16 protein-coding genes are annotated in these 15125 nt (G+C 36.2%); 3 read left to right on the top strand and 13 right to left on the bottom strand.

Annotated elements, in window-relative coordinates; translation table 11 throughout:
• Window positions 1–29: 29 nt before the first annotated feature.
• The 13 genes from ASE21_RS13760 to ASE21_RS13700 form a co-directional block, all read right to left on the bottom strand.
• Window positions 30–842 (bottom strand): SDR family NAD(P)-dependent oxidoreductase, encoded by an 813-nt coding sequence (locus ASE21_RS13760; RefSeq protein WP_057123262.1) that lies wholly within the window; start codon window positions 840–842, stop codon window positions 30–32.
• A gap of 83 nt (window positions 843–925) precedes the next feature.
• Window positions 926–1513 carry a TetR/AcrR family transcriptional regulator gene (locus ASE21_RS13755; protein WP_057123261.1) on the bottom strand — a complete coding sequence of 196 codons (588 nt, stop codon included), beginning with the start codon at window positions 1511–1513 and terminating at the stop codon, window positions 926–928.
• Between the two features lie 96 nt (window positions 1514–1609).
• Window positions 1610–2092, bottom strand: coding sequence for a cupin domain-containing protein (locus ASE21_RS13750; RefSeq protein WP_057123260.1), 483 nt, complete (start codon window positions 2090–2092; stop codon window positions 1610–1612).
• Window positions 2093–2175: 83 nt separating this feature from the next.
• Window positions 2176–3636, bottom strand: coding sequence for an FAD-binding oxidoreductase (locus tag ASE21_RS13745; RefSeq protein ID WP_057123259.1), 1461 nt, complete (start codon window positions 3634–3636; stop codon window positions 2176–2178).
• Between the two features lie 37 nt (window positions 3637–3673).
• Window positions 3674–4411, bottom strand: a complete 738-nt coding sequence (locus tag ASE21_RS13740; protein WP_057123258.1) for a Dabb family protein — start codon at window positions 4409–4411, stop codon at window positions 3674–3676.
• 42 nt (window positions 4412–4453) lie between these two features.
• Window positions 4454–5479: a heme-binding protein gene (locus ASE21_RS13735; protein WP_057123257.1), complete on the bottom strand. Its 1026-nt coding sequence runs from the start codon at window positions 5477–5479 to the stop codon at window positions 4454–4456.
• 53 nt (window positions 5480–5532) lie between these two features.
• A complete protein-coding gene (locus ASE21_RS13730; RefSeq protein WP_057123256.1) occupies window positions 5533–5895 on the bottom strand; it encodes a putative quinol monooxygenase in 363 nt (120 codons plus the stop codon).
• Between the two features lie 161 nt (window positions 5896–6056).
• Entirely contained in the window at window positions 6057–7319 is a 1263-nt protein-coding gene (locus tag ASE21_RS13725) for a ferritin-like domain-containing protein (protein ID WP_057123255.1), read from the bottom strand.
• Window positions 7320–7325: 6 nt separating this feature from the next.
• Window positions 7326–9206 carry a GMC family oxidoreductase gene (locus ASE21_RS13720; protein ID WP_057123254.1) on the bottom strand — a complete coding sequence of 627 codons (1881 nt, stop codon included), beginning with the start codon at window positions 9204–9206 and terminating at the stop codon, window positions 7326–7328.
• A 16-nt stretch (window positions 9207–9222) separates the two neighbouring features.
• Window positions 9223–9645: a sugar dehydrogenase complex small subunit gene (locus tag ASE21_RS13715; RefSeq protein WP_057123253.1), complete on the bottom strand. Its 423-nt coding sequence runs from the start codon at window positions 9643–9645 to the stop codon at window positions 9223–9225.
• A 471-nt stretch (window positions 9646–10116) separates the two neighbouring features.
• Complete coding sequence (locus ASE21_RS13710) at window positions 10117–11358, bottom strand: MFS transporter (protein ID WP_057123252.1); 1242 nt, start codon at window positions 11356–11358, stop codon at window positions 10117–10119.
• Between the two features lie 3 nt (window positions 11359–11361).
• A complete protein-coding gene (locus ASE21_RS13705) occupies window positions 11362–11574 on the bottom strand; it encodes a hypothetical protein (protein ID WP_057123251.1) in 213 nt (70 codons plus the stop codon).
• Window positions 11575–11584: 10 nt separating this feature from the next.
• Window positions 11585–12178: a TetR/AcrR family transcriptional regulator gene (locus ASE21_RS13700; RefSeq protein WP_057123250.1), complete on the bottom strand. Its 594-nt coding sequence runs from the start codon at window positions 12176–12178 to the stop codon at window positions 11585–11587.
• A 211-nt stretch (window positions 12179–12389) separates the two neighbouring features.
• On the opposite strand from ASE21_RS13700, the gene ASE21_RS13695 reads away from it, so the two are divergent.
• The 3 genes from ASE21_RS13695 to ASE21_RS13685 all read left to right on the top strand — a co-directional run bounded on the left by ASE21_RS13695 (window position 12390) and on the right by ASE21_RS13685 (window position 15124).
• Complete coding sequence (locus ASE21_RS13695) at window positions 12390–12791, top strand: DoxX family protein (RefSeq protein WP_057123249.1); 402 nt, start codon at window positions 12390–12392, stop codon at window positions 12789–12791.
• A 172-nt stretch (window positions 12792–12963) separates the two neighbouring features.
• Window positions 12964–13368 carry a hypothetical protein gene (locus ASE21_RS13690; RefSeq protein WP_057123248.1) on the top strand — a complete coding sequence of 135 codons (405 nt, stop codon included), beginning with the start codon at window positions 12964–12966 and terminating at the stop codon, window positions 13366–13368.
• 100 nt (window positions 13369–13468) lie between these two features.
• On the top strand, window positions 13469–15124 hold the full coding sequence (locus ASE21_RS13685; RefSeq protein WP_057123247.1) for a peptidase domain-containing ABC transporter: 1656 nt from the start codon (window positions 13469–13471) through the stop codon (window positions 15122–15124).
• Window position 15125 lies beyond the last annotated feature (1 nt).

Raw genomic sequence — 15125 nt, 5'->3', positions numbered from 1 at the left:
CTGCCTTTTTTTATTATAAAGAGAATTGATTAGCCATGAGCTTCTACAGAAACATCGGCCCATTCTTCCCAGGTTTTTAGTTTTTGTTCGTAGGTTTGTTTTGCAAATGGTAAAGCTATTTTTCCTAAAAATAAACGCAAAGGAGGATTTTCAGCTTCTACCAGTTTCACGATTGCCGGTACTGTCGCCTCAACTTTTCCGAAATTATCAGGATTGTGACCGTCAGCAAGAGCTTTTTTAAGTCCGTCGTAAGCATCAATTTTTTTGCTGTGGAATTCGTTGCCCCAAATATCTGTAATATAACCGTTTGGTTCAACCAAAGTAACATTGATTCCGAATTGTTTTACTTCTGATGCTAAAGTTTCGCTTAAACCTTCAACCGCAAATTTTGAAGCATTATAAAGTCCGATTACTGGTAAAGTTGCAATTCCTAAAATAGAAGAAACCTGAATAATATGACCGCTTTTTTGATTTCTCATAATTGGCAGAACGGCCTGAGTTAACCATAAAGTACCAAAGAAATTGGTTTCAAATTGTGCTCTTGCTTCTGTTTCACTTGCTTCTTCAACCGCACCATTTAAGGCATAACCTGCATTATTGATCAGGATATCAATTGTTCCAAAATGATTTTTTACTTTTTCTACTACAGCAAAAGATTCTTCACGTTTATTAACGTCTAGTTTTAAAGGCAGAATAGCATCGCCGTATTTTGCTTTTAAATCATTTAATGTTTCGATATTTCGGGCTGTTGCAGCTACTTTATATCCTTTAGCTAAAAATGCTTCTGTCCAGGCTTTTCCAAATCCTTTTGATGCTCCTGAAATTAAAATTGTTTTTGACATGATTTCTTAATTTAATTGTTAATTGTTATTGTTACTGATAATATTAAAAATGACCGATCAGTCATTTTTTTGATAAAAAAAATTTAGATGCTGTTTTGGTCTATTAAATTTTTAAGGGTTTTAGAAATGATATGCATTTTAGCATTATTGCCCGACATTCTGGCCATTAAATGTCCGCCTTCTAACATTGCAAACATTGCTGTTGCAAAATCTGCCGGAACTAAATCGCTTTTAAATTCTTTATTTTTGATTCCGTTTTCTATAATGCCTGAAAGTAATTGCTGGCCGCCTCGTATAGCCGTGTTTACTTTTTCTTTTACGATTGGATTTGTATCATCTGCTTCTGTTCCGAAATTTAATAACGGACAGCCTCCCATAACCGGCGGCTGAAGCGGATCACTAAAGAAATCTATATAAGCAAATAATTGTTCTTTTGAAGTTTTGGCTTTGCTCAATGCAGCCTGAAGTTTTGAGCTTAAAACCTTTACATTGTAATCGACAGCTGCGCAGGCTAAAACCTCTTTGTTTTCAAAATGAACGTACATGCTTCCTTTTGACAATTTGGTCGCTTCCATAATATCGCTCATAGAAGTAGCTGCAATTCCCTTTGTATTAAAAATAGGAGCGGCTTTTTCTATAATAAATTGTCTGGTTTCTTCACCTTTTGCCATGATAGCTTTTATTTAACGGAACAAAGATATGACCGATTGGTCATATTTGCAAATAAAATCATGATTATTTTTTTAAATATATTAAAATACGCCTGTTTATGAGGGATTGGTAAGTGCAGTGATTAATTTTTCCTGTTCTGGATATTGTGCAATAAGCGTATTTCTGTCTCCTAAAAAATAATCTTTTGGGTTGAAAGGCGGCGCCATAGATACTCCCATAAGACTCCAGGAATCTTTACTTTTAATTCTGGAACCAATCCAAGTTCCTCCCGGAATGACTTTCATTGGTTTTCCGCCTCTATCAATTTCATTGCTAAAAATGCATACTTCAGATTTTGGTGTATGACCTTCAGGATATAATAGAAGCATTTCTACCGGTTTTCCTGCATAAAAATGATACAGCATATCTCCTGTAACTTTATGCATGATCGAGCAGCGGGAATTATCCAGAAAATAATAAATAGCACTGCATGGCGGATTTTCAATATTTGATATTGGATATGTATTGGCAAAATAACCGCCTTCTGTATTATTTAGCTGTAAGTTAAGTAATTTAATGATTTCTGATGCTGGAGACATGACTTATAGGTTAATAGGTTATGGATTTGAATAGTAAATCCCCGAAGATTAAATAAAACTTCGGGGATTGGGTTAGTAAGGTATTATACTCTGGTTCGGTTTATCGGGCTGATATCTGTAAGTTCTTTAGTTGGGTTAAATGACGAACCAATGCTTTGCTGAAAATTAAAATAGTTGTTTGGATCTACTTTCTTTTTAATTTCTACTAAACGTTTGTAATTGCTTCCGTAATATTGTTCGGTCCAATTGTGCTGCAATGGGTCAATATAATTAACGTAAGCACCTGTAGCATTTCCGGCATCAGATAATCTTTCGAAAAATTCATATGCCCATTCTACATTTTTTAAAGTATCACCGGGTTTGTCTAAATCCCAGATTGATTTAATTTCCGGAACAAAACGACTGTTTCTGTGTACATAAGCAGTAGCATCTGCAGCAACATTTTCGATTGCTCCGCCGGCATGTGTCCAGACTGCAAAACTTTCCGGAGAAGGAGCTTTACTCATCGATTCAACAATAACTTTTGCAACTTTGTTATTCATTCCGCCTTTCGGAAGTACTGTAGACCTTATATACGAACTTCTTCCGGCAACTCTTGTGGTGTAACCGTTGTAAAATTCCCAGTCAGGAAGCGTCATGTTAAACAAATCGGCATTAATTGGTTTTAGTTTTAAAAGGCCCTGAAGTAAATCAATTCCTTCTGCGCCATCACCGTTAAAAACCGGAGTTAAACCCAGTACTTTTACATTGGTTGTTTTGTCTATCAAATCTTTTTGATTTCCCATAAAACCATAAACGGCCATTGCATTTGGCACGTTCTCAACCCAGTCGTTGTAATAACCTAAAACGTCTTCAGCCATTTCTAAAGGATAACGAATTTGTCCTACCAGCATTTTTTTGCTTAATGGTTTACGAACTCTCATTTCCATTTCGACTACAATTCCAAAGTTTCCGCCGCCCCCTCCGGAGCAAGCCCAGAAAAGATCAATATCTTCTGCAGCAGTACTGTGAATACCTATATGTCTTAATTCTCCGTATGGCGTAACGATTTTTAGACTTTCAAGATTATCAATGCTCATTCCGTACGAACGGGAAACAAAACTATATCCCCCGCCCAGCATGAAACCGGGAGGAGCAACCGTAGGACATCCGCCGCCAACAGGAATTAATCCCGTGTTAGTCGCCTGCATGAATTTGTAAACATCATACCATATTACGCCCATTTCTGCCGTAACGGTTTCTTTTTTAGGATCGAATGTAATTCTGTTTAAATTTTTCATGGCAATAACGACACCGCCTTCGTTAAGACAATATCCGGCAGCACTGTGTCCGCCGCCTTTTATTGAAAATTGAAGATCGTTTGTGATAGCAAATTTTAGTCCTAACCTGACATCTTCAACTACTGCCGGAAAAATAATCAGGCGTGGTCTGAATTGAATTCGTCCGTTGTCAATTTTTATAACATCTTCATATTCTGAATCTCCCGGCTGAAGCACATAACCGCTCAGCTCCCGGACTAATTCCTGAATTGCTGTTTCTATCATGATTTTTTAGTTTTTGGGTTAATTTAATTTTTGATGATTATCTGGTAAGCGAATACACTTTTGACTGATATTTTAAATAAGAATCAAAAATGTACGTGTTGTCGATCATTCCGGCAGTTGCAGGAAAAAATTCGTCGTGTTTTTTGCTTTTCAGATATTCGTCGTACGCTTTTTTACTTTCGTAAATAATAGAAACCGCAACCTCAAAATTTCGTACAGAAACATTTCTTTTAATATCAGTAAGTCCTCCGGTTGTGAACTGCTGAATTCCCGGATGTCCGGATAAATATTCGACACAGATGTCTGTAAACTTTTTAATGTTTTCTGCTGATTTGTCTTTTAAAGAGAAATACAAATTATGAAACAAACTCTGCGGAAAATTCCCGTCAGTACCGATAGTCTGTGGTTCTGAAGAATTGCCGCCAATAATAAGATTGGTAACATAAGCATCCATAACACGTCTTGTTGTGCCCGGAACCCATCTGTTTACATCTATAACAAACTGATTGTGTGCCTGATCGTTTCCATTATATACATTAAAAGCGGCTTCATTTTCAAAAAGCTGGTGCATGGCAATGTCATAATTCAGATCATTTTCCGGGCGGACCATATCATCTGTTTTAACGCCTATCCAGAAAGAAATCATTCCCACAGATTCAGAAAGATATTGTCTGGCTTCAGACATATAAGCTTCTATAATACCCGGAGTATTACTTGTTCCCAGGTTAAAGTACGTGCTGTGCAGTAACATGGGTGCGTTGTTATTATTTTCCATTTTAATCTCTTTTAAATGTTTTAGTGATTTTTCTTCAGAATTTTATGCTGTTTCCTGAAGACGAAGTGTTGCTACTGAAATGTGAGGCCATTTAATTTCGACAACGCTTCCATCTGGGGCAAAAACGGGGAAATCAAGGATTACGGTTTGTGTATATTGCAATTGAAGGAAAGTAGATCCGTCTGCATTTTGAACAGTTTCTATCCAAAATACCGCAGATAAACTGTTAGCATTAGCGTTTACATTTACAAACGGAATGTTTGTAATTCCGCCAACCGGACTTGTAGCACCCGGCGTTGCCACACCGTCAATAGGATTTGCATCTAAAAAGATTACAACTGTTTTGATGATATTTTGACCTTTAATGGCATTTTCCAAAAGAATATTTGGGTTCATAATTACTTCTTTTGGAATTCCCGGAGGAGGAACAGCATTTACCAATTGTGATAAATAAGTTTCGCTCGTATCATTAACCCTTTTTCCGTTGATGATAAAAAACGGAGTAGGATCGGCTACATCAAACTGAGGCCCTCCATTAACAGTAAAAAAAGTCCCTTGGGCTAAAATCGAATCTCCATGCGGAATTGAACCTAATCTGGCGATACTTGGCTGTACCGCCGGATCAGTTCCGCTTGGAAGATTTAAAAATAATCCCGTTTCTAAATGAATTCCGTTTTGTCCGCTTGGAAGATTCACATCATCTACCTGTTGTAAATAATGTAAGCCTTGAAAAGCGATATCAGACTGCGCATTTCCACGATTGATAATATCACCTCCAATAGAAGAAAAAGTAAAAGTTTCTGCAGTTGAGTTTAATATGATTTTGAATTTATCTGCCGGAGGCGGACCCGGTTTTGCCTGATTCATATTTGGAACTTCAATTATGTTGAAACCCGGGCCAACCCAGGTACCAACTAATGATTCTAAAACACCAAGATCTACTGGTGCTGTTTCGACAGCGGCGGCCTTAAATTTTGATTTAAGCCCCTTGTTTTCTGTTTTTGCTTCTAGCTTGTTTAAACCTGACAGGTTCAGATTTGCTAACGGATTATTTTGTTCTAATGCCATTTTATTTTTTTTATTGATTTGTTTTGGATAGGGTTTATTGGTTTTTCAGGATTTTAAAGTGCTTTTCGGCTAAATCCCTGAATCTGAAATAATACTTCAGTGGTCATGAAAACATTTGGCGGAGTGCTAAAGTCACTTAAAAATAAGTCGCCGTACGTTTTTACAAATTCTGTAAATATTGGACCGTTTACATGTTTAAAGAATGCGTCCTGGTTTTCATAAACTTCCCAAAAAATAACCTGACCCTGTGGCGGAGTCGGAAGACTTTTTTGGTTGAAATCCGGAACGTGAACCATATACAATAAGGTTTCCGGTTCATTTTCCTGAACATCTTTTGCCAGTTGAATTAAAGCAGCTTTTGCTTTTTCTTCATTTCCCGGCAGAATGGTCCATTTTGCTTCAAGTGGATAATACATAGTTTTTTGTTTTATTAGTTATGGTTTATGAGTGCCGTTAGGCACAAAATATCGGTAGAAAATATAATTGAGAATAAATTCGGCGTGCCGTAGTACGCTATAGACAATTGCATTGTATAGCTGTCGATATTTTGTGACGAAAGACATATCTTAGTCATTATTTATACTTCTACATATTCAAATGTTGGACCTGCACATTCGCCATTTTCAAGCGGAATGTTTAATAATTCCAATGCTTTGTATTTTAACTCGTACATAACTGTGATTCCTTTTATAAGAAGCTCAGGTTCACCGCTTACGGCATCGTTTATTCCGTTTAAGAGCTGTACATACACTTTATTGAAGTCTTTGGCTTTTTCCAGTAATTCAGGATTATGTTCATAATCAGTCATTTTTGGATTGGCTTTCATGTTATATACTGAAGACCAGCTCACTGTAAATGGTTTTCCTGTCGGGATACTTTTTACAGGCATCTGAAAATTGGTGTCATTTGCGCTGTACATTCTTCCGTAAGAGATTTCCTGAAATTTGAAATAATGTGCATATTCAATATCTTCTCCAAACAAAACCTGTTCTGTAGCAATCGTTCCGTCGATTCCTTCGCCCTGACCTACAATTTCTCCAATTGCTTCTTCGGCATCTTCATAGTTTACGACTTTGGTAATTTTACCACCGCTTCCGTAATAATGCTCAGCAGTAATCTGACGGCTTGGATCACCTTTGAAAATTCCTCCGGGTGTAGACTCATTTAAACGAAGTAAACCGTAACGAATCGCTTCATAAAACTGGCCGATACTATCAAAATGTCCCGTAATTGGAGCCTTAGGATCTGATGGTCTTTCGATTGTAGAAAATTCTTCCAATGCTTCTCTGGAGAATTTTAAAAGATGGACTTCAAACGGCGGTGATCCTTTAGGAACTTCAGGAACAATGCCGCCCGGAAGCGGAGTAGGGTATACCGGAATAATATCTTTTACATTAAAAAGTTTTTCTCCTTTTTTAATCGTTTCCGGATCTGTAATGGCGTTCAGAATATTTGAAACCAAAACCATGTGAAGCATTTCCTCAACCACAACACTCCTGATAAGTGCTGCGGCTTCAACATTGCTTCCTTCCTTAATCGTATAAAGTCCGCATAAATAAGGTGGAATTGTAGAAAGTTCCAGCTGTAAAGCAGTCCTAAGACAGTCCTGAAGATGTTTAAGATCTTTGATGTAATTTTTTACATCTCTTTTTGACATTTTCAACGAAATCCCTTTTGCACTTTTAGCCGTTATTGCCGGTGCGACACTAAGTTCATTATCGGCCAGAAAGGTATTATCTGTCGCAACTGAGTAAACCTCTTCGTTTATATCCAAATCTGCAATTGGTTTAATTAGCTTTTGACGATTTGGGTTGTTCTTTTGAAATAATTTATTTTCCATAATGAGTTATTGTTCAAGTTGTTTAAGAATAGCTTCTGCCGCTTTAAAAGTTAAAGCAGACATGGTTAGAGTTGGGTTTGAAGTACCAAGCGTGGGCATATTTCCGCAGCCAACCAGATAAAGATTTTCGTGGTCCCAGGTGCGCATATTGGCATCTACAACAGAATCTTCCTTTGAAAATCCCATTCTGTGTGTACCTACAATGTGTCCTGCACCTGCAAAAGTGTATCCTTTGCCTTTGTAAGTCACATAATCAGCATCAGTAGCAGGATTATAAGATGTAAAATCTTCGATACCGCACTGACTGAACATCTGCTCAGAAACAATTCCTGTGGCTTCAAATGCTTTTAGCATATATTCTGTTGCTTTATAATGAATTACTGGTCTGTAATTACCAATATTATCTTTGTATTGAGGATCGATTGTGACACGATTATCGGGATCCGGCGCTTGTTCGCATTCGAAATGGGTAAAGAATTGACGCGTTACCGTATTTTCAATTTTGGCACGAAGTTTTTTTCCTATAATGCCTTCATTTACCGCATTAATGACATCAGTAGCAGGTGATCCTGTCGGCCATGCCCAGCCCCAGTTGTCTAACGGGAGAATCCAGGCAGCGTGGTCTTTACGAAATTCCCCGTCTCTAAAAGTTGGAATGTTTGAGGTAGAACCCGGGCCGCGATAAGGATAAATACGCTCTTTTGCTAATCCCCATCTTAAAACTGTCATGTGGTCCATTAAATTACGACCAACCTGATCGCTGCTGTTTGCTGCTCCGGAAGCCAATAATAATTTAGCATTTTCGATTGCGCTGCAGGCCATTACATACAAAGTTCCTTTTGCAGTATGTGTTTCATATTCAGAAGAAGAACCTTTAATATATGTTTTATATTCAACGCCGTTTATCCAGTTTGAAGTTTCGTTGATCAGCAGTCGGGAAGCTACGGCTTGTGTTTTTACAACAAGATTTCCCATATCAGATTTTTTGAATGTTTTTATGGCGTTGTATTTAGCCTGAACCGGACAAATTGGTACGCAGCTCGCATTTCCTTCGCAGCGCTGACCCCTATACTGATCCCAGTTTGAACCAACAGGATCATAATCTCCAAATTCACTTTTGATCAGATCTAATGTTTTTGAAGCACGATTCCATTCTACACCTCTGATATTGTAATCAGGATTCGGAATTGAATTTCGTCCCTGCGGCGTACTAATGGTATACAATTGATATGCTTTATCATTAAGTATAATTTTGCTGTTTTCGTCGATTACCTTTTTCATTACGCCGTCAAGGTAACTCGTTGGAATTGCCTTCATTGGAAAAACATAATCCGGACCAAAAATGTTTTTTTGTTCGATAGGATAATGCTGATCGTCAACATTTCCTGAAACGCCAATTTCGTTTTCGGCCATTTGATAATAACGCGACATATCTTCGTACTTAATTGGCCAGTCGACACCAACTCCGTATTTAGATTTCATCACAAAATCGTTTGGAAGCATTCTGAGTGTTGTTCCAAGCCAGTGTAAAGTAGTTCCGCCGGGAGCTCTTGTGTTATCACTTGCAAAAGGAAGCGGACCCATTTGTACCAGATAACCTTTTGTTGCGGGTCTGTTTTTTGGTATCTTCTCAATATCGAGAACATTGATGGAAGGTGCATCTTTTATATTCGGATAAGGCGAATTTGGAACTTTTGCAGAAGCGGTATAAAATGTATTTATATAGTCCTGATAGTTTCTGTAATTAGCATCCTGATCCAGTGCCATTCCTGCCGAAAGGCCAGCCTCGAGCATTAAAACTTTCTTACCTGCATTGGTAAGAACTTTAGCTATTATTGATCCTGCAATTCCAGAACCAACTATTACTACATCATAATTATTTTCCATTTGAATACCGTTTTTGTTATGAATTTTTAACTGTAAGAGGACGTTCTGCCCATGAGCCGTAGCCAGGTTGTTTTGCTCCCGGCGGATGTGAGTGCGCCGCATTCCACATAAGTCCCTGAACGTACGAAGCAGATGATACTACTTCGATTCCCCAGTTTCCGGTATACCAAAGGATGATGATATTTGCTGCAAGACCATTGTACGATGAAGCGGCCATAAACTGAGAAGCCAGAGCATCTTCAATATCCTGATGAGACTGATCGTTTAGAAGTACATGAACATCGAGAAAAAAATAATCGATGTCTTGTTTGTCCATGTTTTTTTGAATGGTGTTGTAGTAAGTTTCGAGCATTCCGGTAGATTTGAGTTCCATTTTACTGAAACCTGTCAGAAGTGCTGAAACCTCTAAAAAGAGTTTGATGTGGGAATTGGGTTCCATAATGTTAGTTTTTGGGATTTTAAAGGTTAAACATTGTTGTTATTGATTAGATTTTTTTTGATATAACATGTTTAAGACCAATATGCTAACATAAGTACGCCACGTATTGATGCAGTGTTTTTTCTAAAAATTAAGTCTGGCTTAACCCTTTGATTTATTTTGCAAGTTTTGAAGTATAAGCAGTAATAGCGGTACTTTACTTCGATACAGTAGTATTAGTTTTTATATTGAGCTTGTTTTTTTACTAAAATTACTGCAGATCTATAGCGGCAATTGATAAATTGATACAGGAGTAAGATTTTATGTCATAAAAGCAATAAATTTTGTCACGAATAATTCTATAAAAGCAATGTAATTGTTAAAAGTCTGTATTTGTGATATTAATAGTTCATTGTGAGGTTTTATCCATAAAAAAACTCCCGCCATTACGACGGGAGTTCCTTTAAAAATTAATTCTTACTTAGAATCTCTTTATAATTTTGATGTTTTCTGATCTACAATTTTACTTACTCTGAATACTAAAAATATAGTAAGTAACATAATTCCGGAAGCCACCATTGCTAAAATATCATAATGTTCCAGCGGAGCATAACTGTCTTTTTGATAAATGATTAACCCGGCAATTACAGCACCAAAGCCTCCTGCCATCTGCTGTAAAGAAGAGTTAATACTCATAAATGCACCACGATCATGAGGATCCGGAATTGCAGAGGTCAATGTTGTTGCCGGAACCATTCTGCTCATAATTGTGGCCATCATAAATACATTAATCAGCAGCACTATGTAAAATGGAGTTGGACCAAAATGCGAATAAATATTAATTAAAATCACCGCAGATACAGTAGCAAATGCAAAAATTTTAAATTTGTTTACTTTATCACTCAGTTTACCAATGAAAGGCATTGTAATTAAAGTTGCAATTCCGGTAATCATGAATAACAAAGGCAGTTGTTCATTTGTTACTTTAAGGTTGTTAATGGCAAACGCACTTCCAAAAGGCATCATCATAAAACCGCCAATAGAAAGCAGCGCAGTAGCTAAAAACCCAACCTGATAATTTTTTTTCGAAATCGTATGGAGTAAATGCAGTAACGCTGTTTTTTCCTGTTTTAGTTTTAAATGCTCGTTAACAGGTTTTAATCTAATGTACAGGATAATCGTGATAATGGCAGCCATAGCAGCGATCCATAAAAACGGAACATGCCAGCCCCATTGGTTTGCAATGTATAAACCAATCGGAATACCGAGAACCTGGCTTACGCCGAATCCCATCTGGATAAATCCCATTACTTTTCCCCGCTGTTGAAGACTGAACAAATCAGCAACAATAGCCAGTGAAATGGAACCAATTACACCGCCAAATAATCCGGTAAAAATACGCGCCGCAACCAAAAGAAAAAAGTTTGGTGCCAGTGCGCAGAATAAAGTCCCGATTGTAAATCCGATATAAAAGAAAAGAAGCAATTTTTTTCGGTCAAATTTATCTGCAAAACCTGCTGTAAGCAATCCCGAAATTCCGGCGCTGAAGGCATAAGCAGATACGGCAATACCAAACTGCGATGCCGTAATTTTTAAGGTTTTCATCATAATATCACCAAGCGGCGACATTACCATAAAATCCAGCACAACAGTAAATTGTGTCATGGCTAAAAGAAATATTACCAGTTTTTGATAGCCATTAAAACCGGGTGCGAGAGTTTGTTTTTCGTTCATATATTATTGTAGTTCTTTGCAGTCAAAATTGTGAAAATTTAATAAATCAATTATTTGGGCTGCATTTAGTTTTTCGCTTATAACTCTTAAAACACAATCAATATCTTCCTGATCAATGCTCCATTGTACAATAGATTTGTTTGCGTTTAAGAATGTTGCTATTTTGTTTTTACTTGATTCTGTTTTTATATTAGTGGCAAAAATCAATACATTCATAACATAAAATTTAAGGTGTTAATGCTTTTATCACTAGTCTAAAAGCCTCTTGTTGAATATCCTTTGTTAATTGAAATGGAGTAGTACCCCCCAGTCCTTTTCCTTTCTCATGAAAACGAAGCAAATTATATAAAGGCCCGTAGGCAATGCTCCAGAATACTTCTTTAGATACAGGTACAATTTCCTTTCTCTTAATTGCACCATGTAAAAACTGCATCATGATTTCTTTTAATTCAATTAAACTCTCGTTTACGATATGTTCACCGTAATTGGAGTTTTGAAGAATTTCCCAACAGGCAATTTTATCAGTGTTTTTCAGCATAAACTCTGATCTGTTTTCCCATTGTTTGGCCAATCCTTCTGCAAAAGGCATATCCGGCGAAAAATCTTTAAGCGAACTTTTAAAGAAGTAAGTGCCCATTTCAGTTCCAATTTTCTTAATCAGATCTTCTTTGTCAGCATAATAAATGTAAAGTGTCGCTACAGAAATACCGCATTCTTTGGCAAGTTTATTCATTGTAAAGCCTTCGATGCCATACTTTACAATCATTTCTATAGTTTTTTCTTTAACTAATTCTTCCTTATTAATGTCTCTTGTTCTCAAATGAAAAGGATTTTAAATTGAATTGACTGTGCAAATATATAATAATAAATGAATGTTTATTTAGTTATGATGTTTTTTTTCTAAAACGAAAATCAAAAATCTGTAAGTGATGCTAAATTTAATTTTACTATTTTTACTTTTAGCAGCTATCATACTAATGAGTATTTTGGTATGAAATACTGAATTTTAATAGTAACCTAATTATTTTAAAATGAGAAAAAACAACGATTTTGGTTTGTTAATACTTCGTATTACAATTGGATTTTTAATGCTTTTGCATGGTATTTCAAAATTAAGTGGAGGTTTAGAATTTATAAGCGGTATGCTTGTTCAAAAAGGGCTTCCGGGTTTCTTTGCTTACGGAGTTTTGATAGGCGAGATTTTAGCACCAATCTTAATTATAATCGGTTTTAGAACCAGAATTGCTGCTTTGATTTATGCATTCAACTGTTTAGTTGCTGTATTAATGGTACACAGTCAGGATATTTTTAAAATAAGTGATCACGGAGGCTGGGAACTGGAACTTCTGGGGTTATATTTCTTCACATCGCTTGCTTTGTATTTTACAGGAGGAGGAAGATATAGTGCTTCAAAAACTAATAATTGGGATTAAAATACAATTAAAATATTAAAATATAAAGCGGCTATTGTGCCGCTTTTTTTATGATTTTATTAGTAGGAAAGCCAGTAAAGTCAAGGGAAATAATAATTTGAATTCTAATGTTATTCTAATGTTGCGATAAAAATTTAGTTTTAACTTGCACCCCGAAATTTATTTTTTTGCAATGCTGAACAGAATTAAAAATAGTCTTTTATGTAAATGCCTTCAGGCGTTACTAATTGGCTATTTTTTACTGAGCAGTATTAATGTCTCCAGTACTTTCAGCCGTATTATAAAAGATAATCACGAAACGCATTCTGTTAAAGGAATGACTTGTAATTTCTTAAAAAAAATCTTTAAATGCGACGGAATTCCCGAAGAACTGGATGATTATGAAGCAAAAGATACCAAAACAACAAAACTGGCAAAAGGCATTCCGTTATTGGAATATCTTGTTCCTTTAGACGCTTCTGTGCCGGGATTGTATTTTCAAATTGACTTTAAAGGAAAAAATTATATAGACAACCCGATTTTTTCATTTGGCTTTCATGGTAAAATTCATTTACCGCCTCCTCGAATTACTGTATAAGAGTTTAATTTTTATAGGATTACAATAATTTTTGTAATCCTTAATACGGCATTTTCCGTATATCAATCTATCTATTAATCTTGTATTTATATATAAATTCATGACACCTTTAAAACGTTTTTATAACTTACTCGCACTGGACAAGCGCGACGTATACCAAATTATATTTTATGCCGCTTTTGCCGGTTTGGTCAACCTTTCTCTTCCTTTGGGGATTCAGGCTATTATTAATTTTATTCAAAGCGGGCAGCTTAGTGTTTCCTGGATTGTGCTGGTTTTTCTGGTTACAATTGGCGTTGGTTTTGGCGGAGTCCTAATCATTTTGCAATTAAGGATTGTCGAAAATCTTCAGCAGCGAATTTTTGTACGATCATCGTTTGAGTTTGCTTACAGAATGCCTTTAATCAAATTTAAAGAAATGTATTCTGAGTATGCACCCGAAAAAGCCAACCGTTTTTTTGATACACTTATGGTTCAGAAAGGAACAGCAAAATTACTGCTGGATTTTTGTACAGCCTTTCTTCAGGTTGGTCTTGGAATCATTTTGCTGGTTTTATACCATTCCTTTTTTATGGTAATCGGGCTTTTGTTTATTGCCATTTTGTATATCATATTTAAATTTTCTTATAAGGATGGTCTTGAAACAAGTCTTAACGAATCAAAATTCAAATATAAAGTTGCGGCCTGGATTCAGGAAATAGCTCGTAATCGCGAAAGTTTTCGCAGAAAAGGCGGTTTTGATTATGCATTAGACCGAAATGACGGCTATGTATCTCAATATATAAATTACCGCGAAAAACACTTTCAGGTAATGAAAAAACAATATATTCAGCTTACTATTTTTAAAGTAATTGTTACAGCTGCTCTGTTATCGATTGGTGGTTTTCTGGTAATTCACCATCAAATGAATATTGGGCAGTTTGTGGCAGCTGAAATTGTAATTGTATTGTTAATCAATTCGGTAGAAAAAATCATCTTCGGATTAGAATCTTTTTATGATGTTTTGACATCTGTAGAAAAAATTGGTCAGGTAACTGATATGGAAATTTCATGTATTCCACAAACATCTGTAATTGCAGAAACCGGAATTACAATTGAAACAGAAAGTATTGCCTATAGTTATCCGGAACATAGTAAAAAATCACTTAAAAATATTAACCTGAAAATATCTCAGGGTGAAAAAATAATTTTGAGAGGAACAAACGGTGCCGGAAAAAGCACTTTATTGCGCTTACTTGCCGGATTACTGGAGCCGGAAAGCGGTGCAATGTACGTAACAGATAATTTTATGAATCGTCTGGATGAAGACAGTTACAGAGCGCAGGCCGGTACTTTTTTACAGGGCGATACACTTTTTGCTGGTACAATTAAAGAAAATATTCTTTTTGGAAATGAAGCTATCACAAATGACGATTTAAAATGGGCGCTGGATAATGTCTATTTAACGCCTTTTATTAAAACTTTTCCAAATGGACTTGAGCATCAGATTCACCCGGGCGGACGCGAACTTTCTGCTTCAGATGTTCAAAAAATTCTTTTGGCAAGAAGTATTGTAAACAAACCGAATATATTATTCCTTGAAGATCCAGTTGATAAAATGGATGAACTGACTTCGGGCAAAATTGTTGATTTTTTACTTTCCGAAGAAAATGACTGGACAGTAATTGTAACTTCTAAAAATGATATCTGGAAGAACAAATGCAGCCGAATGATAACGATAGATGATGGAAAAATTATTAACGACATAAAGCTTTAAT

It is taken from the genome of Flavobacterium sp. Root901, assembly GCF_001429765.1.
Classification (GTDB): Bacteria; Bacteroidota; Bacteroidia; order Flavobacteriales; family Flavobacteriaceae; genus Flavobacterium.
Note: the sequence above shows the minus strand (reverse complement) of the source record. Positions and strands in the feature narration are given on the sequence as shown.

Coding starts and splice junctions, on each gene's coding strand:
- ASE21_RS13760 (WP_057123262.1), bottom strand. CDS start 842: ATGTCAAAAACAATTTTAATTTCAGGAGCATCAAAAGGATTTGGAAAA.
- ASE21_RS13755 (WP_057123261.1), bottom strand. CDS start 1,513: ATGGCAAAAGGTGAAGAAACCAGACAATTTATTATAGAAAAAGCCGCT.
- ASE21_RS13750 (WP_057123260.1), bottom strand. CDS start 2,092: ATGTCTCCAGCATCAGAAATCATTAAATTACTTAACTTACAGCTAAAT.
- ASE21_RS13745 (WP_057123259.1), bottom strand. CDS start 3,636: ATGATAGAAACAGCAATTCAGGAATTAGTCCGGGAGCTGAGCGGTTAT.
- ASE21_RS13740 (WP_057123258.1), bottom strand. CDS start 4,411: ATGGAAAATAATAACAACGCACCCATGTTACTGCACAGCACGTACTTT.
- ASE21_RS13735 (WP_057123257.1), bottom strand. CDS start 5,479: ATGGCATTAGAACAAAATAATCCGTTAGCAAATCTGAACCTGTCAGGT.
- ASE21_RS13730 (WP_057123256.1), bottom strand. CDS start 5,895: ATGTATTATCCACTTGAAGCAAAATGGACCATTCTGCCGGGAAATGAA.
- ASE21_RS13725 (WP_057123255.1), bottom strand. CDS start 7,319: ATGGAAAATAAATTATTTCAAAAGAACAACCCAAATCGTCAAAAGCTA.
- ASE21_RS13720 (WP_057123254.1), bottom strand. CDS start 9,206: ATGGAAAATAATTATGATGTAGTAATAGTTGGTTCTGGAATTGCAGGA.
- ASE21_RS13715 (WP_057123253.1), bottom strand. CDS start 9,645: ATGGAACCCAATTCCCACATCAAACTCTTTTTAGAGGTTTCAGCACTT.
- ASE21_RS13710 (WP_057123252.1), bottom strand. CDS start 11,358: ATGAACGAAAAACAAACTCTCGCACCCGGTTTTAATGGCTATCAAAAA.
- ASE21_RS13705 (WP_057123251.1), bottom strand. CDS start 11,574: ATGAATGTATTGATTTTTGCCACTAATATAAAAACAGAATCAAGTAAA.
- ASE21_RS13695 (WP_057123249.1), top strand. CDS start 12,390: ATGAGAAAAAACAACGATTTTGGTTTGTTAATACTTCGTATTACAATT.
- ASE21_RS13690 (WP_057123248.1), top strand. CDS start 12,964: ATGCTGAACAGAATTAAAAATAGTCTTTTATGTAAATGCCTTCAGGCG.
- ASE21_RS13685 (WP_057123247.1), top strand. CDS start 13,469: ATGACACCTTTAAAACGTTTTTATAACTTACTCGCACTGGACAAGCGC.